At 46.8% G+C, this 22,805-nt stretch carries 19 protein-coding genes and 1 pseudogene; 4 read left to right on the top strand and 16 right to left on the bottom strand.

The window, feature by feature from the left end; translation table 11 throughout:
* Positions 1-76: 76 nt before the first annotated feature.
* On the bottom strand, positions 77-1,174 hold the full coding sequence (locus tag NFHSH190041_RS02370; protein ID WP_261923720.1) for an ISAs1 family transposase: 1,098 nt from the start codon (positions 1,172-1,174) through the stop codon (positions 77-79).
* Between the two features lie 224 nt (positions 1,175-1,398).
* Here NFHSH190041_RS02370 and NFHSH190041_RS02365 point away from each other — a divergent pair.
* Positions 1,399-2,474, top strand: a protein-coding gene (locus NFHSH190041_RS02365) for an IS3 family transposase (RefSeq protein WP_261921927.1) whose coding sequence is annotated in 2 segments (ribosomal slippage) — positions 1,399-1,651 and positions 1,651-2,474 — 1,077 coding nt in all. Because the reading frame shifts where the segments join, the coding sequence is not laid out codon by codon here.
* A gap of 3 nt (positions 2,475-2,477) precedes the next feature.
* Here the strand turns inward: NFHSH190041_RS02365 and NFHSH190041_RS02360 are convergent.
* The 13 genes from NFHSH190041_RS02360 to NFHSH190041_RS02300 form a co-directional block, all read right to left on the bottom strand.
* Positions 2,478-2,861 (bottom strand): Crp/Fnr family transcriptional regulator, encoded by a 384-nt coding sequence (locus NFHSH190041_RS02360; RefSeq protein ID WP_261923719.1) that lies wholly within the window; start codon positions 2,859-2,861, stop codon positions 2,478-2,480.
* Positions 2,862-3,260: 399 nt separating this feature from the next.
* Positions 3,261-4,544: a transcriptional regulator gene (locus NFHSH190041_RS02355; RefSeq protein WP_261923718.1), complete on the bottom strand. Its 1,284-nt coding sequence runs from the start codon at positions 4,542-4,544 to the stop codon at positions 3,261-3,263.
* 1,080 nt (positions 4,545-5,624) lie between these two features.
* Entirely contained in the window at positions 5,625-6,419 is a 795-nt protein-coding gene (locus NFHSH190041_RS02350) for a glycosyltransferase family 2 protein (protein WP_261923717.1), read from the bottom strand.
* Positions 6,420-6,644: 225 nt separating this feature from the next.
* Positions 6,645-7,475 carry an ABC transporter permease gene (locus NFHSH190041_RS02345; RefSeq protein ID WP_261923716.1) on the bottom strand — a complete coding sequence of 277 codons (831 nt, stop codon included), beginning with the start codon at positions 7,473-7,475 and terminating at the stop codon, positions 6,645-6,647.
* Complete coding sequence (locus NFHSH190041_RS02340; RefSeq protein WP_261923715.1) at positions 7,472-8,404, bottom strand: ABC transporter ATP-binding protein; 933 nt, start codon at positions 8,402-8,404, stop codon at positions 7,472-7,474. The genes NFHSH190041_RS02345 and NFHSH190041_RS02340 overlap by 4 nt, the downstream gene beginning before the upstream one ends.
* 16 nt (positions 8,405-8,420) lie before the next feature.
* The gene (gene nosD / locus NFHSH190041_RS02335) at positions 8,421-10,037 is read right to left on the bottom strand and encodes a nitrous oxide reductase family maturation protein NosD (RefSeq protein WP_261923714.1); all 1,617 of its coding nucleotides are present in this window, start codon (positions 10,035-10,037) and stop codon (positions 8,421-8,423) included.
* A 225-nt stretch (positions 10,038-10,262) separates the two neighbouring features.
* Positions 10,263-10,748, bottom strand: a complete 486-nt coding sequence (locus NFHSH190041_RS02330; RefSeq protein ID WP_261923713.1) for a nitrous oxide reductase accessory protein NosL — start codon at positions 10,746-10,748, stop codon at positions 10,263-10,265.
* Between the two features lie 248 nt (positions 10,749-10,996).
* On the bottom strand, positions 10,997-11,944 hold the full coding sequence (gene nrfD / locus NFHSH190041_RS02325) for an NrfD/PsrC family molybdoenzyme membrane anchor subunit (protein ID WP_261923712.1): 948 nt from the start codon (positions 11,942-11,944) through the stop codon (positions 10,997-10,999).
* Positions 11,945-11,947: 3 nt separating this feature from the next.
* Entirely contained in the window at positions 11,948-12,655 is a 708-nt protein-coding gene (locus tag NFHSH190041_RS02320) for a 4Fe-4S dicluster domain-containing protein (RefSeq protein WP_261923711.1), read from the bottom strand.
* A gap of 32 nt (positions 12,656-12,687) precedes the next feature.
* Positions 12,688-13,434, bottom strand: a complete 747-nt coding sequence (locus NFHSH190041_RS02315) for a nitrite reductase (protein WP_261923710.1) — start codon at positions 13,432-13,434, stop codon at positions 12,688-12,690.
* A 95-nt stretch (positions 13,435-13,529) separates the two neighbouring features.
* Positions 13,530-14,294 carry an FKBP-type peptidyl-prolyl cis-trans isomerase gene (locus tag NFHSH190041_RS02310; RefSeq protein WP_261923709.1) on the bottom strand — a complete coding sequence of 255 codons (765 nt, stop codon included), beginning with the start codon at positions 14,292-14,294 and terminating at the stop codon, positions 13,530-13,532.
* A 127-nt stretch (positions 14,295-14,421) separates the two neighbouring features.
* Positions 14,422-14,850: a rhodanese-like domain-containing protein gene (locus NFHSH190041_RS02305; protein WP_261923708.1), complete on the bottom strand. Its 429-nt coding sequence runs from the start codon at positions 14,848-14,850 to the stop codon at positions 14,422-14,424.
* Positions 14,851-14,947: 97 nt separating this feature from the next.
* Positions 14,948-16,987 (bottom strand): multiheme c-type cytochrome, encoded by a 2,040-nt coding sequence (locus NFHSH190041_RS02300; protein WP_261925012.1) that lies wholly within the window; start codon positions 16,985-16,987, stop codon positions 14,948-14,950.
* Between the two features lie 693 nt (positions 16,988-17,680).
* On the opposite strand from NFHSH190041_RS02300, the pseudogene NFHSH190041_RS02295 reads away from it, so the two are divergent.
* The 3 genes and pseudogenes from NFHSH190041_RS02295 to NFHSH190041_RS02285 form a co-directional block, all read left to right on the top strand.
* Positions 17,681-19,603 (top strand): annotated as a pseudogene (locus tag NFHSH190041_RS02295) (heme lyase CcmF/NrfE family subunit); the annotation flags it as partial.
* Positions 19,604-19,630: 27 nt separating this feature from the next.
* Positions 19,631-20,095, top strand: coding sequence for a cytochrome c-type biogenesis protein (locus NFHSH190041_RS02290; RefSeq protein ID WP_315972981.1), 465 nt, complete (start codon positions 19,631-19,633; stop codon positions 20,093-20,095).
* Positions 20,092-20,685, top strand: a complete 594-nt coding sequence (locus NFHSH190041_RS02285; protein WP_261923707.1) for a TlpA family protein disulfide reductase — start codon at positions 20,092-20,094, stop codon at positions 20,683-20,685. Before NFHSH190041_RS02290 ends, NFHSH190041_RS02285 begins: the two co-directional genes overlap by 4 nt.
* A 425-nt stretch (positions 20,686-21,110) precedes the next feature.
* Here the strand turns inward: NFHSH190041_RS02285 and NFHSH190041_RS02280 are convergent, their stop codons facing one another.
* Together NFHSH190041_RS02280 and NFHSH190041_RS02275 are read right to left on the bottom strand one after the other, a co-directional pair.
* A complete protein-coding gene (locus tag NFHSH190041_RS02280) occupies positions 21,111-21,995 on the bottom strand; it encodes an IS1595 family transposase (protein ID WP_261925010.1) in 885 nt (294 codons plus the stop codon).
* Positions 21,996-22,020: 25 nt separating this feature from the next.
* Positions 22,021-22,311, bottom strand: a complete 291-nt coding sequence (locus NFHSH190041_RS02275) for a hypothetical protein (RefSeq protein ID WP_261923706.1) — start codon at positions 22,309-22,311, stop codon at positions 22,021-22,023.
* Between the last annotated feature and the right edge of the window lie 494 nt (positions 22,312-22,805).

Below are 22,805 nucleotides of genomic sequence, written 5' to 3'. Positions count from 1 at the left end.
CTGCATTGTACTTAATTGGGCAAACTCCAAACATTGCCACTCTAACATCAGGGCGAGAGCATACTTCGATGACTTTTTATCCAAAGAAGACCTTTGAACGATAATCATCATTCCAGCCCGCCTTTTTTATCTTATTTCGTTGGCTTGGTGCATCACAATGGCACTGCTGCAACAGGTTCATCACAAACCGGCGAAATAGCGCCATATTTTCAACGGCATCACCCATTGCAATGCGCGAAGCATCCTCTTTAAAAACAACATCAAGGATGTAATGTTGACTATTTTCAATACGCCAGTGTTGACGAATATAGTGTCCTAAAAGCTTATGTTTTGGTGATAAAGAGCTGACGTAGAAGCTGGTATCGATTGAGGTTTTACCATCTTGAGTACGATGGCGCTCCACCGCAATGAAACTGCGGATGGTCGGCCATTTCTCTATTAACTCCGGGGTGAGCTTAGCCTTTAACTGAAAGACGTAACGTGCTTCTGTACGCCCATGAGCTTGCTGAATAACTTCAGTAATGACCTTTTCCTTATTGGCATCACACAGAGTTTGGAATTGAGAACGAATAAATTTATGCAGTAGAGGTTGATTTTTCTTAACTTGAACAACGACATGAGCTTTCTTACTGCTGATTAACTCAAGCGTTTCACGCTGGCAATGGAGTGCATCCATAGTGATGACGGCACCTTTGATATCAAGGACTTTGAGCATCTGTCGTACAACTTTGATTTCACCGTTTTTATTGGCTGTCGGCCGCTGGCTGAGAACGAGTCCGTTCTCACAGTCGTATGCAGTAACAAGCTGCAATGCTTGCTTGGGGTTATTACGATAAGCCCCTCGAAGTACCTTGCCATCCAGTGCAATCAGTGGCTTACCAGAATGGTAACGATGCTCATTGGCCCAGCTTAATAGGGCTAACAGCAGTGATTCGACTTCAATAGCGCGCAAGATGCGCGCAATCGTGTGCCGGCGGGGAACACCTGATTCATACAAACGGTACTGCTTTAACCAATCAATTTTATTGTCCCCAAACTCTTGAATATCGCGCCAACCCTCAGCTCCTGAGGCAATGGCACTAATAACAAGAAAGATGACATCAATAAGATCGTGCCGACGATTAATGTCAGAGCGTGTTTCGGTAACGACGGAGAGGTGTTCAAACAAGTCCATAGCAATGACCAATAATAAAAGACGCCGCTATTTGATCATATTTTTTAATAAAGTGCGATCCCGCCCTGACTCTAACATAGACCTACACCTATCAATTAAAATCAATAAGTTAGTCTGTAACTTAGCTCCTTGTCATTAACCCTTGTTAAGTTGGTAGTCCCCCCGAAAAATAACAGCAGCCAAAAGTAGAATTTTCTCGTAAGGTAAAACGTAGGAGATTCGACATGAAAACATCGCGATACACAGACAGTCAGATAATTAACATCCTCAAGCAAGCTGAAGCAGGAACGCCCGTTCCAGAGCTTTGTCGTGAGCATGGCATGAGCAGTGCGACCTTTTACAAATGGCGTGCAAAATATGGTGGCATGGATGCGTCACTCATGGCACGCATGAAAGAGCTTGAGGACGAAAACCGGCGGCTCAAGAAAATGTATGCAGAAGAACGCCTCAAAGCCGAAATCATTCAGGAAGCCATGGCAAAAAAGTGGTGAAGCCCAGTGAGCGGCGAGTGCTTGCTCAGCAGTCTGTGGCGGCTTCAGACATCAGTATTCGAATGGCGTGTCGCATTTTCAGTGTCAGTGAAAGTTGCTACCGCTACCAATCAGTCCTTCGAGATGAAAATGCGGATATTGCCGATTGGCTTATCCAGCTGACGACAGATGAAAATGACTGGGGCTTTGGTCTGTGCTTTGATTACCTGCGCAATGTGAAAGGCAAACTCTGGAACCACAAACGCGTATATCGTATTTATTGCGAGTTGGCGTTAAACCTGCGTATTCGCCCCAAACGACGGCTAAAACGCCATGCCCCAGAGCCTCTAAAAGAACCCGTGCGGCCGAATCAAGTTTGGTCTGTAGATTTCATGCATGATCAATTAGCCGATGGCCGACGCTACCGCTTATTCAACGTTATCGATGATTATCATCGTGAAGGTTTGGCGATTGAAGCGGGATTGTCATTGCCAGCATTACGAGTTATTAGGACGCTAAATCAACTCTTGGAGCAGCGGCCAAAGCCTTCAATTATCCGTTGTGATAATGGGCCTGAGTTCATTAGCGGTGAGTTTGTCAATTGGGCTAAGCGACACAACATTCGGATTGAATATATTCAGCCAGGTAAGCCCCAGCAGAACGCTTACATAGAAAGGCACAACAAAACAATTCGATACAGTTGGGTCAGCAAGCATCTTTTCGACTCAATAGACGAGGTACAAGACTACGCAACAAAGTGGCTTTGGTTTTACAATCATGAACGACCACACAAAGCAAACAATGGCAGGCCACCACTGATGGCTGCTTAGCCTCTACTTTAAACTGCGGTTAAAAAAGGGAGGACTACCAGTTGAGCCCCTTTTTTGTTCAAGTCGTTTTTTAATACGACATAAACTGACAGGAGAAATCCCCAAATACGATGCCAATTGATAATCAGGAATCCTATTAACTAAATCAGAAAATTGTTCCATAAAATTCAGATAACGAGCTTCTGCACTATGTAATAATAATGTACGTTCTTTTTGTTCTTTAAATAGCAACTGCCGCTCTAGCAACCGTTGAAAAAATGGATGTGATGACTTGCGTAAAGAAGCCAAGAATGTAACAGGTATTTTTGCAATGGAACAAGGCGTTAAAGTCTCAACGCTGAATTGGTAAGCACAGTCCAATAACACACTTTCAAAACTAAAAACCAACTATTGTTCCCAGTAAAACTCTTTAGTTACCGAAGCGCCATCCTGCGCTAAATAACTGGCATGACAGATACCACTGATCAAGAAAAAAGCCCAGCATGGGCTCTCTCCCTGATGAATGATAATAGTTTTTTTAGGGAGCAAAATAGGTTTAGACGTCGCCGCCAAAAGTTCACCAGCAAGAGATGTATGACAATCTAAAGTCTGCAACAAATGAAGCAAAGAGGACTGAAAGGATAACCTTGTACTAGTCATAAACAATACCCGATCGTTTTAATCTTAGTTTACTAAAAATAATCAGGATAAAAGTTGGCACCTAATACTGTTAGTACAGGTGCCAAATCAGTTTAACCTAGCCTTGAAACAATCTTCAGCTCAGAACTTTAAGGTTAGAGGTCATTCTTATAAGTTCAACTTCTGATATTTGGTCCAAGCAATAAAATTGCCCATACGCGGCACAATCCACACCGCAGTATGCTCATTTTGGTATAAGCGATAAAAATACAGCTCATCATCTAAGACATCATGCTTACGGATTTCACGGAAGAAATGCACGGCTGACGGGCTGATCTCCTCTGGCTTAGTCAAGGTCTTCTGACTGACTTTGACATGGAACACATCGGCATCAAAATTCCCAATTTTCATCTGGTACTGGGTAAACGCACCACGTAAACGGTATTTTATCGGTGTAGTTTGGCAATCTTGATCTGTGACACAAGAAGAGAAATAGAATGTCCCAGCATCTGGTTTGTTATAAATCAGCGACATAGTAATGTCGTTGCGGATCAGCAGCTCCCCAGCTACAGGAAAATAGACATCAGCATGATAATTATGCTCAGTCATTTCACTGTCACCACTACTGGCTTGGGGCAGTTTGATACGGTTATAACGGATGCGCTGCTCCATCTTTTCCGTCAACGGGATAAATTCCGACATATTCAGTCCCGCCGGTTCATCCTTAATGGCTGCAATATTAATTAAACCGCTGCCGCTGCATTCCTGATAACTCTGCCCCGGACAAATGGCCATAGAATAAGTACTGCCATCCGCCAAGGCAAAGGCACTGAAATCTTTCATCCCAGCCACATGGTTGCCTTCCGGCGCAATATGCTTTTGCCACCAAGATGGATGCAGCTTTTCCATACCATCACGGTAAATTAGCGTCGCCTCACCTCGTGAGCCCCCCACATTCAGAGGAATGGTTTTCTCTCCATGCCATTTTGCACTGTGCTTCAACACATTGTGATAATCACTGATATACCAGATCACTGCTGCCAACAGACATAAAAGCACAATGCCGACGATCTTAGTGCGGGTCGATACGCCAGTGACAATATCCCGCAAAGATTCAGCATCATTCAATGTCACCATTTTGACATTGGATTGTTCCGAAACATGTAATTGGTAGCCGCGCCGGGCTAAAGTCTTTAGCTGAACCTCACTGTAAGGCTCCAGTTTTTTACGTAGGGTACTAATGCACTGGGTTAGCGAGGTCGGTGCGACCACCCGCTCAGGCCAGCCGATTTCCAGTAATGCCTCTTTGGTCATTACAGCATCGGGATTTTGCAGTAGGGCTGCCAACACCGCAGCCTCGGAGAAAGTCAGCGCCACCATAGTGCCATGTAAATGATCCACCAGGTTTTTCGTCTGCTCATCCAATTCCAGATACGGGGTAACTTTCAACACTCTTCGCTGCCTGTAACTTGTTGTTGTGGTAATGTTTTGCAGATGTAACAACCTGCTTTGACGCACTGCGATATTACTGTTTACTAAAGGGGGACGTCTGTGATTACCCCCCCAAATCACACACTCTATGCAGGGTTATTATTAGACCTCAAAAAATATAAAAATTTCATAAAAAACACTTAATTGTGTTCTATTTCAGCAGTTTTTGCACCAGTTTGAGATCTCAAAATTGGTAAATTTTATATTCATAAAGAGGTAAAAATATCAACTTCACCCAAAAACAACTACTGAGTGAGATCATTAACCATGCTCCTCATGCTTGCTATTGATTTTTAAAAGCAAACAACGACTCTCACCACAAAGCACTCACTTCATTCGTTACACGAAAAACGCGAAGCGAAAGTTGAAAGCTTTTGCGCTTCTTCGTGGCACTTCGCACAGCGAAGCCCTGCGTGGTAAATCGCTATTACTGTTACCCTTGATGTTTAACAGCGAACAATGAGTCTCACCACGAAGCACTCACTTCATTCGTTACACGAAGATCACGAAGCGAAAGCTTAATGCTTTTGCTCTGTTTAGTGGTTCTTCATGCTGCGAAGTCCTTCGTGGTAAATCGCTATTGCTGTTACCTTGATGTTTAACAGCGAACAATAATTCTCACCACGAAGCACTCACTTCATTCGTTACACGAAAAACGCGAAGCGAAAGCTTAATGCTTTTGCTCTGTTTAGTGGTTCTTCATGCTGCGAAGTCCTTCGTGGTAAATCGCTATTGCTGTTACCTTGATGTTTAACAGCGAACAATAATTCTCACCACGAAGCACTCACTTCATTCGTTACACGAAAAACGCGAAGGGATAGTTGAAAGCTTTTGCGCTTCTTCGTGGCTCTTCGTGCTGCGAAGCCCCTCGTGGTAAATAGCTGTTGTCTTTGTAGTAGCAAACAACGATTACCACCACAAAGAATTCACTTCATTCGCTACAGGAAGAATTCAAAGAAAAAATAGAGGAGACAGCCGTCTCCTCTTTAACAATAGATCGAATCGACTTAATGACCATTAAATAGCTCAGCTAGAACCTTATTAATATTCAGCCAAACCATGTTGGCAATATTTAAGTTTCATAGATATGGTTAAATCCAATATATTACAATTTGCTTCAACCATTTCTTTAGATGATTCTGGATGATATAGATGATATCCAAAAGCCAAATGTTTTAGCTTCATCTTTTTAAAGCCATTATTCACAAACCGAGCAACAAATTCAGTATCTTCAGCTCCCCAGCCGACAAAGTCTTCATTAAAACCATTTACAGTTACAGCATCATTTTTAAAAAATGCCATATTGCAACCCAAAATCCCATCAATCCGTGTATTAGTTGATGATCTAAGCTTAGATAAAAAACGATTTCTAATACTGAGAAATCGATGCTTTATGATGGCAGAAGATAAAAATGATACATTGTCAATTTTATCACTATGAATTATTTCAGATGAATAGGCCTCATTTAGCATTATTCGTCTGCCAGAAACCAATACACCTGACTTGGCATTATTTAGATGATCTAATATGAAATTTTCATTCAAAATCATATCACCATCAATAAGGACTAAATAATCACATGTAGATAAATTTATAGCCTTATTTCTACTTTTTGACAGACGAAAACCTTTATCCTCTTGCCAAAAATGAATAATATTAAGCTCAGAGTGTTCTTCTTTAAACCTTTGAATCATATTCGTAGTTTCAATCGTAGAACCATCATCAGCAATTATAATTTCATCAGGGATACGAGTCTGATACAAAATACTCTGTAAAACCTTATACAAGGCCTTAGGCCAATTATAAGTCGTTATAATCAAAGAAACGCTAAGCATACAAAACCTATAAAAAAACAAAATATTCAAACAATAATATATTGATGCAATCGTTATTATCATGTTAACAAAATTGCATCTTAACTCTGCGACAAATAATACTTTAAAGTACTAACGATTAAAATTATAAAGCTATCAATGACACATCAGAAAATATAAAAATTAAAAGCATTATAATAAAAACTAACAAAGGTAACCGGCGGTATTAGGCCGCCGGTGGCGAGGTTATAGGGATTTATAGTGGAATCTGAGCTGACAAGCGCTCAGTAATAAAGTAACCCAACACAGCATTAATAGGTAAAGCCCACCCAAACTTAGCCCGGTTTGACTCAGTGCCGCCAAGGCGCTGCCACTACTTTGACTGCCTGCCTCTATTGTCGCTAAATTGATAGCGCGGAATAGATCCGCCGGATTTGTCAGAATAAGCAGATTCAAACTGCTGCGACTCATCACATCCGCCAACGAAACCACCGCCGCCAGCAAAGCCAAGTCATAAATCAATACCAGAGCAAACCAAATAAACAACAGCAAACCTAAGGCGCGAGCCTTTTCCCGCACACTTAAACTGACTAGGTATCCCAGCAGAATAAATACCAAGGCCAGTAATAAACCACTGACCATAAAGTTACCAAATCCCGTCAGCACGGCCATACCTGCAACCCCGCCAAACAGATATAACAGCACGCCTGCCGGGGCAAACCCCAATAAACAGGCCAGCGCCAACAAGGTACCATGACCAATAAATTTGCCCATTAGCAACTGAAACCGGCTAAGGGGGTAAGTGAGCATCAGCAATAATGTGCCAGCTTCCTCCTCACCGACAAAGGCATCATAGCTAAGTAAAATAGCGGCCAGGGGCAACATAAACACCGACAATGTCACCAAGCCAGAAATCACATTGCCTAGCTCTGGAACCGCCAACACGCCACCTACGGCACCGCCACCAAAGGTAACACCCAGCGACAGGATCAACAGAATAAGACTTATCATCAACAGCCAGCGATTGCGCAAGCTGTCACGAATTTCCTTCGCGGCAATAATCAGCACCTGTGTCACAGCTCTATCCCCCCGCTATTTACCTCAGCGGCCCGCACTTGCTGTAGTGGGGCAACATAATGATGGAAAATATCACTCAAGCTGGGCAGATTAACGCTCAAATCGCAGATCTGTTTTTCCCGGATAAGGTAATCCAGCAACTGCTCTCGCCCCCGGTAATCCACCTGCAAGGTATCACCACAAACAAAGGCAGCCAGATAATCATCCCCGGCAATTCGGGCCGGTAAATCATCAAATGCTACAGTCAAAGCCAGATCACAGCCATTGCGTAATGCCGCTAAATCGCCCCGAGCCAATACCCGGCCTTGTCCTAGAATCAACGCTTTATCCAGTTCATTTTCCACTAACCCCAGCTCATGGGTACAGACAATCACCGCACAGCCCTGCTGTTTTAGCTGATTAATTTTGCGGTACAAAAATGCTGATGCCAGAGGGTCCAGCCCCACAGTGGGTTCATCCAGCAAGAGAACTTTCGGCTCCGCCAACGTCGCTTGGGCCAAACCCAGCCGTTGCCGCATCCCTTTGGAGTAAGTACGCACTTTCCTGTTTCGAGCATACTCCAAGCCAAATTCATCGAGAATATTATTGACAACTGGAGCCTGAATACCTTTCAGCGCGGCAAAATATTTTAAAATTTCAAATCCGGTCATATTGTCATAAAAGCTAACATTTTCCGGCAGATACCCCACTGGCAAACTGCGGCGACCACGGCTTTGAGCCGGCAGTTGCCCCATCACCCGGATATCCCCCCCGGATGGACTGATAAGCCCGAGCACCAGCTTAATCAAGGTCGATTTGCCGGCACCATTGTGCCCCAGCAACGCCATGGTCTGTCCTTCATCCAGCGCAAAGCTGACATCTCGCAACGCAAAAGCCCCACCGGGATATGCCTTACAAAGATCCTTTGCCTCAATCACCCTCGTACTCACCCATCACTCCCTGAGATTAATGTGTTAATGCAACGTGCTCTGCACTGGCAGACTGACGTAGCCCCATAGCATGACCAGGCAATTCAGGCTGGCTCAGCGGAAAACCATCGCTGACACCGCTTTGACCACTGGGGGAAAACTGGCGTTCCACCCAGCGCAGCAGCAGCACGACCGGACTGTCCATCAGCAACTTGGCCTCAGGATAAATCCAGAACAACTTATCTAAACTGTCGTTAGGGCGATGAGCAATATCACCGATACCATTGCGATCAAAGTCCCAGCCCTGATAGTCATCCCAAAAATTACCGCGGCCGTCATGGCTCCATTCCACCTGACGGTCACCAACATATTTCACCTGAGCCGTATTACGCCGCAATACATTCTCCCACAGCTTATTACCCTCCCCGCCCATGGCCATATTGATGCCGGTATCATTGTCTTCAAATAAATTGCCGCGGATAACATTATCCAAGGCACCGTAAATAAAGATGCCTTTGCCCTCTGTCATAATGGCGACATCACCATCAGGATTGCGACTGGCATACACGGCGTTATCCTCAATGCGGGATCTATGGGTAATATTGAGCAAAATGCCAAAGTCTTTTGCTCCACGGACATAATTGTCGTGCAAGTGGATCCGCTCTGAACTCATCAGGGCATAACCGCCATCCAGTTGCTCGGCCAAGTTATCCCAGCCCTCATCATCACGGGTGTACATATAGTGCAGGCCGTATTGCTGCTCAGTGAAATAATTATCCCGCGCCACCGAACGGTTAACGGTTTCCAGATATACGCCATCGCGCACTCGGCTGATATGGTTGCCGGCAATATAAGGGTCATCTACTCGCTTAAGATAAATGCCATCGCCCCGGTCCAGCTTATGCAGGCGATGATCACCTCGAATACGGTTACCGATAATGCGAATATGGCTAAGATTATCGCCTCGAATGCCAAATCCTGGCCCATCAATTACGCAGCGCTCCACCAGCCCGTAACCTGCGCCATCACGAAATAACACCCCAGCATCGAGGTAATAACTGTCACTGCCGTAATGACTGATATACAACCCACTAATCTGTACTCCCGCCACAGTAACGGTCAGCGCAGAGCCTTTGCCACCTGCATCCAGATGTGGCAACTCACTCGCGAGCAGCTGTTTTGCCTCCGCCCCCGGCGATGCCCCACTTGGTGCAGACTGGCTTGGGGCGGCAGAAGATCGCGTATCAGCAAGACCGGTCAGATGCACAGCGGCATTGACAGTAAAATGGCCAGGATAATGCCCGGGTAACAGGGTAATAGTGGTGCCATCCACTGCTTGAGCTAACGCTTGGGTCAAGCTGGCACTGTCAGAGACAGTCACACTGGCTGCGCGGTACCCCTGAGGCAATACAGGGGCGACAGAGCTGGCAGCTGAAACTACAGAGTGAGTATCCGCAGCAGCGGAAAAAGGTGATGCAGCAGAAAAGGGAGCCGCAGCAGATGTTGTCATTGGCGGCTCAGAAGCAAAAAGCGGCAGACTAACCAAGGTAAACCAGATGCCCAAGCAAAATACCAATAACGCAGCCCAATAAGGTGGAGAATCCCGTTTACAACTTGAATAATTGAGTCGTGTTCTGCGTTGTACCTGTCCCACTTTGACACCTATTCCCTGTTGAGCTGACTTTACACTGTGCTGATAACATCGCCGAGATACGCGGCGTGACTATCCATTTTCAAGCGATTAACTCTGTTGCGAGCGAATCAAGCCGACATCCGGCACAGAAACAACAATGCGCCGCATTATTCACAATTGACGGCGCACTGACAGCATCACCCCATTCCCGAGGTGGCAGCATGATAGGAGATTAAAAGGGCAATGTTACTTCCCGGCGAGCAGCTCCAAGGTAATATCGGGATAAGTTAATACCCGACCGCCATATTGTGCGGCAAACTGCTCAGCACTTTTCCGGCTGGCAAATGGTGCCACCGCCGGCCCCATCACGGCTTTCTTGCTGGTGCCATAAACATAATATGCTGATTTAGCATCGATAAATGCGCTGTCGCTCGGATTTTGCCAGTCCGTTTCCCCAGCATCATGGACAAAAAGATGAGAAATTTGACGCTGGTTCTCTTTTTGCAGCGCAAAGTTAAATAGATCACGACTGGAGCAGAATTTGGGCACTGAATCAGAATCTTTCAGCATCAATTGTCCTTTAGGCCCGGGATATTTCGTGATCATCATGCCGCAGATATGACAGCGGTCATGCTCGCCGATGGCCACAGGCGTCACCTCCTTGGCCGTCACCGCCGCATCGCTGCAGGCCAGCAGGAAAGGGAGCATCAGGGCAGGTAACCATTTTTTCATAGCAAACACATTCCAATTAAGTCAGTAAAACACCTAGGGTCTGTTGACCTTTAAAGTTTGTTTTTGCAGCGATTTGAGGCTTCTTTATACAAGGCAGAGGCTTTGATAAGTAGTTGCGCTACTTGATAAACCGATAACGCAGTAGAAAGGCGCCTCAAACGCTGCCCACCAGACTGTCGCTGACAGTTCGGCTATTACAGTTCGGGGGAAAGGCACAGCGCCGACAGGCGGTCACTGTGCCATAGAGGTTAGATAGCGTAATGCTGGCCAGCGTACAGAATAAACAGACGCAGACACATCATCCCGGTCACGGCACAAGCACCAGACAGGTAAAACGCCTTGGCAGAGTGGCTAAACTGCTTGCCAGTTGCAAAGTTAAGCAACAAAGGACCGGCAAAACCGATACCAACCACCCCAAGCCAGAACACAGCGGACCAGCTTCCTTCAGTGAACGCGGCAAATGCCGCCTGAGCACCAGCGTTACCAGTCATCAATGCCACGGCAATCATAAAGATGAACAGGGCTTCGGCGAACATAATCGGCCATTCAGCACCATGCAGCAGCTTCATTTCGCTGGAATGCAGATCTTCCCGGAACATCCCCACCGCAATCATCTTGGCAGATGCCGCACCAGCAGACAGACCCGATGCCACAAACAGTGCAGGAAGCACAGATGTGTTGATCAGCGGGAAACGGATCAGGGCAGAGATCAGGAAGCCGGTATAAGCACAAACCGCCAGTGCCAGTACCAGCGTCACCATTTCTGCACCACGGCGGATGCCTTTCAGAGCATTAACCAGTGGCAGCAGGAAGTTCAACGCCTTGATTGCACGAATTTCTTCTTCCAGTGCCAGCAATGCCAGAATGGCCACCAGCGGGATGTAGAACAGCAGCGCCACAACACCGATACTCATCACGGAATTCAGGTTGTAGAACACCAGAATACGCCAGAAGAACAGTGGGTTAGTCAGGTCGAATACCAGACAGATCATCCCCAGACAGATAGTCGCCAGCGCCACCAGTGACGCTGCCTTCAAAAAGGGCGTATTTTCCGTTTGGCCTTTAAAGAAACGCAGACACAGGGCAATGGTCATGGCGCCGCCGGAAATCCCCGCGAAGAACAGATAAACTGCAATCGGCCATGGCCAGGCAACCCCTTGGGACAGTCCCAGGGTAAATTCAATTGTTCCGTCCATTGATTAAACCCCCAGTTTCACAATCGGGATATAGCGCAGGCTGGGTTCAGTCCCCAGATGCGCCTTGATGCGCACGGAATCCTTCACCGCCAACAATCGGCTGACAAAGGAGTTCGGGTCATTGGCATCACCAAATACCAGTGCGTCATAGCGACAGCTCTGTACACAAGCTGGCAGCTCACCCTTAGATAGCTTGCTTTCCAGACAGAAATCACAGTTGTCCGCGACATCCGTGTTCTTATTAATAAAGCGGGCATTATAAGGACAGGCCGTAATACAGTACTTACAGCCGGCGCACTTGGCGTCATCCATGGTCACCACGCCGGTTTTCGGATCCTTGTGCGCAGCACCAGTAGGGCAAACAGAGACACAAGGGGCATTTTTACACTGCTGACATGACACGCGCACAAACTTACGCTCACAGTCACATTTCATCTTGCCGCAGTGAGGACAAGGCTGACCTTCCACCCGACCAGACTGCTGCTCCAATAACACCTTGGATACGCCTTCGGGCAGATTATTCGCCTGATTACAGGCCGCTTTACAATCACCGCAGCCTACGCATTTATTCTGGTCAAACACCATGACGTAATGAGGCTTATAGGCACCGTCACTTTCCTCTTTTACTGAGCTGCAGCCAAGTGGCGCCATCAGCAACGAGCAAGCTCCAACACCTTTAAGAAACCTCCGTCTCTCTAGATTTTCACTCACAACATCCTCCATCTGTCAGTTAGTACTGACGTCTATTTTTTTATGGTTGCTTCAGTGTTTGTGTCCGGATCCAGCTTGCTCTGTGCTTTGGAAATTGCATTATGGATCCCGGCCCGGTTAAAGGGCTGCGTGCGGTTCTCTAGCAGGATCTGCCAGTGGCGGATCGCCCCGGCATAATCCCCGCTTAGATAAGCATCCGTGGCCAGCAGCAGTCGGGTTTGCAGCTCTTCACGGTGCAGGGCCAGCGCCCTAGCAATCACAATGCCGGTGTCAGGCGCAATAGTGCGCCCATCACGGTAGTACAGCGCGGTGGCTTTCATCCCTAGCAGTTCAGCTTGCTCACCTTGTAGGATCAGGAGCTGGTCTAGGGTGGTCACCGCCTCGAGGTACATACCGCCTGCGGCATAAGATTGGGCCAGTGCCAATAATGCAATCTCGTCATCCGGGTTTTGCTCAATCGCCTGACGGCCTCTGGTGATGTCGGCGGCCACCAGATAGTCGGTGTGGACGTCAGGTTTGCCTGTATCCCAGCCGCTAAAGCGGCCGGTCAGGCTGTAGACTCCGACACTGAGCGCCAGTACAAACAGGCTTAGCAGTATCGGGGCCAGCAGTGACGGGAATGAAGTATCCGGCTTGGGGAGCAGCTCCCTAGCGCCTGTTGTTGCATGGCACTGGGTTATCTGCACCTGACACTGGCGCAAGAAGCTGGCGTGATGCCACCAGAGCAGCAAAATAAAGCCACTCATCACCCCTGCGATAGTCAAAGCCAGACTGCTCATCTTCACTCCTGTCGCTGTTCTCTTTGCGACTTACGACAGTAAGCCACAAGTCAGAAGATGTCGGGCGACAATAACCCGCCACCTTGTTAACTCAATCAGTGGGCAGATTTCATCCCACCCATTCCCATCCCCATGCCCATAGGCTTGTCTTTCTGCACTTCCACTTTCACCAGCTCAATATCGAACACTAAAGTGGACTGTGGCGGGATGGCACCGGCTCCCTCTTCGCCATAGGCCAGCTCAGGGGGCAGGGTAAAGCGGAACGTTGAGCCTTCCGGCATCAGTTGCAAGCCTTCTTGCCAGCCGTCAATCAAGGTCATCATGGCCATACGGGCAGGCTTGTTCATGGCATAGGTAGATTCAAACTCAGTGCCATCGAGCAACTTACCGACGAAGTTAAAGGTCACCACATCTTCTGGCTTAGGTTTGCTCCCTTTGCCCATGGTCAACACTTCATACTGCAGCCCAGATGCCGTCACGGTTACGCCGTCTTTAAGCTTGTTCTCAATCCGGTAAGTGTCACCGGCATCTTTGTTCTGCTGCTTTAACTGCGCCAGTTCCACTTCCCGCTTGGCATTCAGGAACTTCAACCGCTGGTTCAGCAGGGTCACCACATCTTCTTCACTGATTTTTGACTGATCTTTCAGAGCATCAACAAACCCGTCGACAACGGCATCCATATTGATCTGCGCCCCAAGCTCCAGTTGTCCATGAACTTGGTTAGACATGTAATTCCCCACTGACGCGCCAATGGCATAAGACTCACGGTCTAGATCAGAGCTCAACTCAGTAGCGTTCACCTGGGCACAAACCAGTAGGGCGGCACAGCTGGCCAATATGGATTTTTTAAACATTTTCATCAGCAAACTCTCTAGGTAACAATTCAGTGTTGAGGTGCTCGCATCGGGGTTCCACCGGGGGCAACCCCATCGAAGCACATGTCAGTTTTCCCTGTTTCAAGCTCAATTCAGTACAAATGCCTGCGGCTTAAGGCACCTCATGAGCCCGGCCGGACATCCGCCAGCCATAGATGCCATCAGGCATCTGCATTACATTGGTGTAGCCCAGTTTCATCACCTCCCGTGCCGCCACCACACTGGCGGTACACAGACGATTGGCGCAGTAAAACACCATCTGGGCAGCTTTATTTTTTGGAAGTAAGTCTCTCCAATGCTTCACATTGAAAAAAACCGCACCAGGGATATAGCCCTCAGCCCAAATCTCCAGCGTATTTACATCGAAAAAATAAACATCACCTTGTTTATGAAGGGACTCCCCTTCCAGCAGACTGATATATTTCGGGTTCAAGTCATGTACCACTGCCGGGGTTAATTCGCCGCCAGCACCGGCCAAACAATGGCTGGCTGTTAACAGCAAGGTCAGAGAAAGAAAGAACTGTTTCAATAACTTGGGCATAGTGTTTTCCATGTACCTGATAAAAGCCCCGGCAAGGCAGCAGCACTGCCGGGGCGGGTCGTCACCTTGGGAGGGCGAGCCCTCCCGCAGTTCAGCGTTACTTCTTAGCGGTCAGAGAACCGTCGATGATGGCTTGAGCCTGGGTGACATAAGTCAGCGCCGCATCGATACGTTTCTTGGTGTAGCGAGGACCGTGAACACCCCAAGAGCCGTCAGCCTTAATCAGGTCCAGTGCTTCCTGTGCTTTTTCAGTCAGCATGTAGATCTGAGTCTTCTGCTCGTTGCTCAGCTTGGTCACTTCCATCAGCTGATCAATACGCTCGATGGCCTGCTCAACCTGGGCGAAGGTGTCCTTGATAGGCTTCTGCCACTTCTGCACTTCACCGTAGATTTCCATCTGATCTTCGTAGTGCAGACCTTTTTCCAGTTCAGACTGGAATGGGCTGTGACAACCTTTGTTGTCAACTACGTCATGGTCAGAGATAGCAGTGCGAGCACAAGACCACATCAGATCCAGGTAGTGGTGACCGTTCTCATCCTTGGCCATAGTCCAGCCTTTAACGGAAGAGTCACGTGGCTTGCCTTCTGGCGGATTCAACATCTTACGGGTTGGGTGAACGTCAATCTTCCACGCGTGGGACTTACGTACCGCGTCGAAACCGGCCATATCTGGATACTGGATACCGGCGAAGTTTTCACATGAGCCAGTGTTTGGCATGTGACAAGAAGAACAGCTTTGCTCACTGTGGGTCTTGCTGTTGTCAGCAATGGTCTTCTGTGCTTCGTGACAATCCTGACAGTCTTTCTTCATCGCAGGGCGGGTGTGGGTAGATTTCCAATCGTTACCAGTCACTTCGTGTGGATCGTGACAGGTCGCACAACGCATACCCTTGTCATAGTGCATAGAAGAGAACATCTGAGAACCTTCAGTACCGCATGATGGGCAAGAAGACTTCATCTTCACGCCAAATGCGTATTCCAGCTTGTCGTCACTGCCTTCTGCACCGACCAATTCATCAACAAAGTTGAAGCGCTGGTGACAACGTTCACAGTTAGATGGCATGCCGCCACCGATACCGCCATCTAAGTGGCCGCCAGCACCGTGACACTCTTCACAGGCGATACCGCGAGAGATAGTGTGTTTTTGCAGCTCTTTCGGGTCACCCAGTGCAGCGAAGAACTCATCCTTGCTCTTGAAGTCAAACTTAAAGGTATGGCACACCTCGCAGTAAGAAGACGCAGGCTGGAACAGGAACTCTTTCTCGTACTTAGCACCGTATGAGGTCATACCCCACTGGTGAGAACTGGTTGGGCCAAATTCTTCCAGCTTGGTTGGGAAGCCAGGAATGATTTGCGCAATTTCTTTCGCTTTTTCAGGGGTCAGCCACTCAGCCCAACCACGGGAGAACTGGTTACCACCGGCCACCATGGTGCCTGTGCCATCTTTCAGTAGACCGTCACGGATGTGGTAAGTACCGCGCACCAGCCAAGCATCAATAAAGCCATACTTGGTACGTGGAGTACCCACTGTGGCGTAGATTGCATCTGGAGTAATACCATCAGCCAGGATAGAAGTATCCTTGGTCTCATACATGGTTTGTTCCAGATCATTGTCTACTTCAGGGTGCTCACCAGGGAAGCGAATGGTCTTGGCGTGACGGCTGCGGCTCCATTTTTCATACTGGGCTGCGTGACACTCACCACACTTCTCTGGGCCAACAAACTTGTTGGGGTAATCCAGAATTGATTTTTCACCCAAGCGGTACTGAATCGCCATTGGGCGGCCTTTGTACTTGGAGTACTTCTGGCTGTTACCCTGATCCAGGTATTCTTCACCGCGGTCAGAAATCTTATAAGTACCGAGTAAACGGCCTTCTTCGTGATATTTAAATACAGGGTGGTTCTGGAATAAGAAGTCAAACAGTTCTTTTTCCTGAACAATATAATCCTGCAAAGTTTTAACGCCTTTATCTGCTTCTGTCAGATCGGGATTGGCGATAGTCTTCTGAGCGGAAACGCCCATTTCCTTGGTTCCATAACCTGGCTCACCAGGCTTGGCAGCCAGAGCGGTAGTACTGGCAGCAGCGCCAAAACAAAACAACACGCTGAGCGCTGTTTTGTGTTTCCATCGTTTCATCATTCACTCCTAACTTTTCATTAGTTTTATTTTTTCACTGAACCCGACAGTTCACCGAACGACATAAACACTTGAGCAAGGCGTATTCTTCATAAAGAAACGTGAAAAAATCTGCGCTGGCGCACAAATAAAACCCACTGATTTATTTGCAGTTATAAAAACAATAAACCGCTAATAAAAACAAGCACTTAATTGAAAGGTTAAGATTTTATTTCACAAATAAAAGCGCTATTTTTAGATATAAAATTATAAAAACAACACAATGGAAGTATAAAAAAGACTGAAGCGCGAATCGGGGCAATAAATTAATAAAACAAGATCACATTAAAACAGCAGGCTTTCATATACCCTGCAAAACCAAAGCAAATGAAATTGAAAATCGCACTAGCCACCTTATGTGAATTAACCCCCATATGCACGGGAAACGGTATATATATCTCACTCTTATTTTTAAGCTATATAAATCGCATTAAAGATACATTTAATTGCATATTGAAAATAAATTGTTGGCTTTATTTCCTGATATTTAAATATTGAATTGCCGGACTCATTTTCCGGGAAATATAAGTGACCTCCTTTTTATGCACTTTACTCGTGCGGCATTGTTCGCGATGCACGGTTATTGCAACAAGAGGGTGGCACCGTAATCGATACCGGGCATAGATAGGCTGAACCGGCAGCCAGAGGAACATCATGATTGCAGAAATCGGACACCTGTTACTGATCATCAGTACCGCTCTGGCCATACTGCTGGCCGTCGTTCCCCTTTACGGCACAGTAAAAGACAACCTGTACCTGCGCAGTTATACGCCGGTATTAAGTGGCGCCATGGCACTAGCGCTGCTGGGCGCGATTAGCTGTCTGGGCTGGGGCTTTCTCAATGATGATTTCTCCATCAGTTATGTTGCCAACCACTCCAATACCCAACTGGCTTGGTACTATAAAATCGCCGCGGTCTGGGGCAGCCATGAAGGCTCCATGCTGATGTGGGTCATGCTTATTGCCCTGTGGGCGGCGTTAATTGCCTTGAATCCCAAGTATACCGACAAAGCCTTTATCGCCCGTCAACAGGCGGTACTGGGGATGATTGTCACCGGCTTTAACCTGTTTTTGCTGTTTACCAGCAACCCGTTTGCCCGCAACCTGCCCAATATTCCCATTGAAGGCCGCGATCTAAACCCCATATTGCAGGATATCGGCCTCATTCTGCACCCGCCGCTGCTGTTCCTCGGCTATGTTGGCCTGACCATCACCTTTGCAGCAGCCATGGCGGCATTGCTGGGCGGTAAACTCACCCGAGCCCACGCTGGCTACTTGCGCCCCTGGGTATTGATTGCCTGGGTATTTCTGACCGGAGGTAATGCTTTCGGCTCATGGTGGGCCTATAACGAGCTGGGCTGGGGTGGATGGTGGTTCTGGGATCCGGTGGAAAACTCCTCCTTTATTCCCTGGCTGGTTGCCACGGCGTTGCTACACTCGGTTATCGTCACCGAAAAACGCGATGGCCTGCAACTGACAACCCTATTACTGTGTCTGCTGGCTTTTTCCCTCAGCTTGCTGGGAACCTTCTTGGTTCGCTCCGGGATTGTGCAATCAGTGCATGCCTTTGCTTCAGATCCCACCCGGGGCATGTCTATTCTGTCGCTACTGGTGATCTTTGCCGCGGGTGCGCTACTACTATTTGCCCTGCGCGGTGAGCAGTTCCGTCAGCCACTGGATTTCAGCCTCAAATCTAAAGACAGCCTGATGCTAATGGGCATTGCCGTCTTAGTGGTGACCGCACTGTCCGTACTCCTGGGTACCTTCTATCCACTACTATTTGAGCTGGCAGGCCTTGGCACCATTTCCGTTGGCGCTCCCTACTTCAACAGTATTTTTGTGCCACTGACCTTTGTCACCGTGCTGCTGATGGGGATCACTCCCATGTTGCAGTGGCGTCGGGATAAACAGTTACGCACCCAGCCTCTGATACTGCTGGCACTCGTTAGCATCACACTGGCGACCGTACTGTGTAGCCAGCATAAAGATCCCCTTAACCATTTCCTCTGGCTTGGTACTGCTTCAGCTATCTGGCTACTGGGGTGTTTAGCACTCAATCTGCTGCTGGATAAAGGTCGCCTCAGTTGTCGCCGTAGCGGCATGTATCTGGCTCACTTTGGCGCGGCGATTGCCATTATTGGTGCGACGGCTGTATCTAATTACGAAGAAGAAGCCATGCTGCGCATGGGGCCGGGACAGGGTAAACCGCTGGGTGACTTTATCTTTGTCTATGAAGCGACCGAGCAAGTGACAACACCTGCCTATACCGCGCTGCAGGCCCGCATTGCCGTGCTAGACAGTGAAGAGCAGCCCCAAGGCTATATCTTCCCTCAACGCCAAACCTTTAAAACCAATGGAATGCAGATGTCTCAGGCCGGTATTGATCATGGCTTCTTGCGGGATCTGTACGTTTCCAAAGGCGTGCAACTGTCTGACACCGAATACCTGATCCGTATCGCCATCAAACCCCTAGCCAGCTGGATATGGCTGGGGGGCGGCTTAATGATGCTTGGCGGCCTGCTGTGCACACTGCCCCGCCGTCGTCGTCAACCGGTAGAGATATCAGAATCCTCAACCACGACAAATCACACGGTAGACCCGGGCATGAAACAACTTATCCGCAAAGTATCTGTGGGGCTGATGGCGGCCCTCGTCATCGGCGTGCTGTTTATCGCCACGGCAGAAGCGGCCAATCTCACCAATGGGGATGTGCTCTACACCCCTGCGCAGAAAAAAGATCTCGGCTTTGAGATAGCTCGGGAGCTGCGCTGCCCCATGTCCGTTAACCAAAGCCTGTTTGACTCCAACGCCCAAATTGCCAATGAGCTAAAAGGCCATATTTTTCGGCTACTGGATGAGGGGAAAACCAAAGACGACATTATTGATTACCTAACCGCCCGCTATGGCGAAAAAATCCGTTATAGCCCGGGTCTGAGCGGTGGTACCGCCCTGCTCTGGTTCGGCCCCGGCCTGCTGTTACTGCTGGCAGTTGGCACTTGCGTCGTGTTTGTGCGCCGCGCGAAAACATCACCTTTAAATCACAGTGAAAACCCAAGGAATACAAGATGATCAGAAAACTTTGTCTCAGCCTGACACTGGTCGCCGCCAGCCTGAGTGTCAACGCCCATACGCTGCAGAACAAGGCTTATCACACCGGCGAGCCGATCCCTAAGCCGATGCAGATGACCGGCTTTATCGAAATGCAAAATGCCCGCATCGTTAAGGACATCAGCTTTACGGATCTCAAAGGTAAAGAGGTCAAAATCAGTGACTACCGTGGTAAATTACTACTGCTAAACCTGTGGGCCACCTGGTGTCCACCTTGCCTGAAAGAAATTCCAGCGCTGCAGCAGCTGAGAAAAGATAATCAAGGCAAGGATATCGCCATTCTCTCCCTGTCTATTGATGCTGAGCCAGAAATAATCCCCGCCTTTATGCAGGAGCACGGCTTTGAAAACTTTGAAACCCTGACTGATCCAACCAAAAAAGTAGAACTGATCATGCCCGCCAACGTAGTGCCAGCCACCTATGTCTTCGATGGCGCCGGTAATCTGGTAGGCTTTATGCGCGGCTTCCTACACTGGGATGATAAAGGGGTACAACCTTATCTGGATCAGTTGATGGCAAAATATGCCCATAAGACCGCAGCACAGTCGTAATATCGTTTTAATGATCCAAAACGCTGCTTGGTTGCATATGTGAGAGCTTCGCGCTCAAGGTTGAGTGACCTGCAGTAAAATAATCATTACTACTTCAACTACATCACAACTGAAAACGTTCTGGGTTAAGGGGATTGCAAACAATCCCCTTAACTATCTCTAGGGTCTTTTATCCCCCCCAACAAATACTATCTCTGTTTCGACAGTACCTAACAATAAATTTTTGTGTACCAAATAGGTGCAATACCAAATATTATTTTAATATCTTTGTGTAGGTTACATACATATTGACATTTGTAACTTTAGTTTTTACCAAATATCCTTTAGCCACAAGATTATTATTGACAAATTGATATGATAAATAAGAAGCAATAATTCCTATCATAAAAAAAGTGATTATTATTTTACATGCCTATGCACTTTGCTCAGCATGAGTTCATAGGTGAATGAAAAATAGCTATATTTAACAGCCGCATAGGAATTTGTTTTTCTATTCTTCTGCGATTAAAACGATAAATGAACTCATTGAGGTATTCCTGTACATATTTTTTGGATATTCCGTGGAATGTGCCCTGAATAAATGTTTTCAGGTTGCTAATGGCGATATGTACCCACGGGAGCCACTCATCAACCAATTCTTTCGGCGTCACTCTGGCTTCGTGATGCTGGGTTTTATCAATGATAGTCAATGCACGTAGCCCATCTGAGCGAACATATTGATTGGGGAGAATATGCGCTTGCACAAATTGCTCGACACTTTGGTGGCTGATACGGTTAACAGCCTGCATGGCAATATAGCCGGCTCGTTCACCTTGGGTTTCAACGGCCACAATTATCGGTGTTTTCCCTGCCGCGCCTCGACCACGTTTACCTTTTTGTTTGCCGCCAACCAAGCAATCATCCAATTCTATGTTGCCAGATAACCAATACAGTCTGTCTCTGTGCCCCATTGCGATACGCAATTTTTTCAGTATCAACCTTGCCGTTCGCCAGTTAACTTCAATGAGCTTTTTGAGCCGTAATGCTGATATTCCGCCTTTGTCTGACCCTATAAAATAAATGGCCGTAAACCATTTAGACAGCGGGATATGCGTGCCGTGAAACAGCGTGTCAGATGTCACGGATGTTTGCTTATGGCACTGACAGCATTCATAAAGCTCACGGGTATGGATTTGATAGGCTTGACGATGACCACATTTAGGGCAGATAAATCCATCCGGCCATCGCTGCATTTTCAGGTAATCAAGACAGGCATTTTCTGAATGAAATTGACGTTGCCAATCTATAAAGCTCATTTCTGACATGTTCATCATAAAACCCTCCACAAGAAGCGATTTATGGTTCTATATTACGCCCAAACTGACCGAGGTGCATAGGCATGTTATTTATTGATATATTATAATTTAAAGCCACAAAAAAAGCTGGCCAAGCCCAGATACATATACCAAGAGATAAAAAAGCGCCAAATGGAGATGCAACTGAATACTTTATATGACTTTTTAATAAGCTTACTGCATTCAATGCTTCGATCCAGTCGTAGAAAAAATAACTCATCATTGCAGTTAAAAATAAAACAGAACTAATCGTTTTAGCTATATTCTTTTTGCTTTTATTTTGTAAGGACAAATTTATACTCATTGAATTAAACTCACCAATAAGAGCATCACGAACACCTGTCAGCTATAAATTAACAATAATCCTAATATGGCATATATTTCCACAAAATACTCTCTACCTGAAATTAGCTAATTACAGACTAACTTACACAATCTGACATACCCAACAACAAAATTTAAGTGATATGACTGGTTTCACAATAAAAAGTATCCAGAACAACAAACCTCATTAAATATCATGTATATAGTATCAATCAAGTTAGTATGTAAAGGCTATTCACCTTCATTTATACTATTTAAAATAATTCTCATTACCCACACTGATAAGACAATAAAACATTATTCCACATATCATTATGATTATTAAGAATATTCCCAATAAAACTTCGATATACATCCCATATAATCATATTGCTCTAGATATATGATTATTAAATCAATATAATTATATTTTACTTACTTAAATTTATTTTAATAAAGTAACCTACATAACAGAATAATCCT

It is taken from the genome of Shewanella sp. NFH-SH190041 (assembly GCF_024363255.1).
In the GTDB taxonomy this organism is placed as follows: domain Bacteria; phylum Pseudomonadota; class Gammaproteobacteria; order Enterobacterales; family Shewanellaceae; genus Shewanella.
Note: the sequence above shows the minus strand (reverse complement) of the source record. Positions and strands in the feature narration are given on the sequence as shown.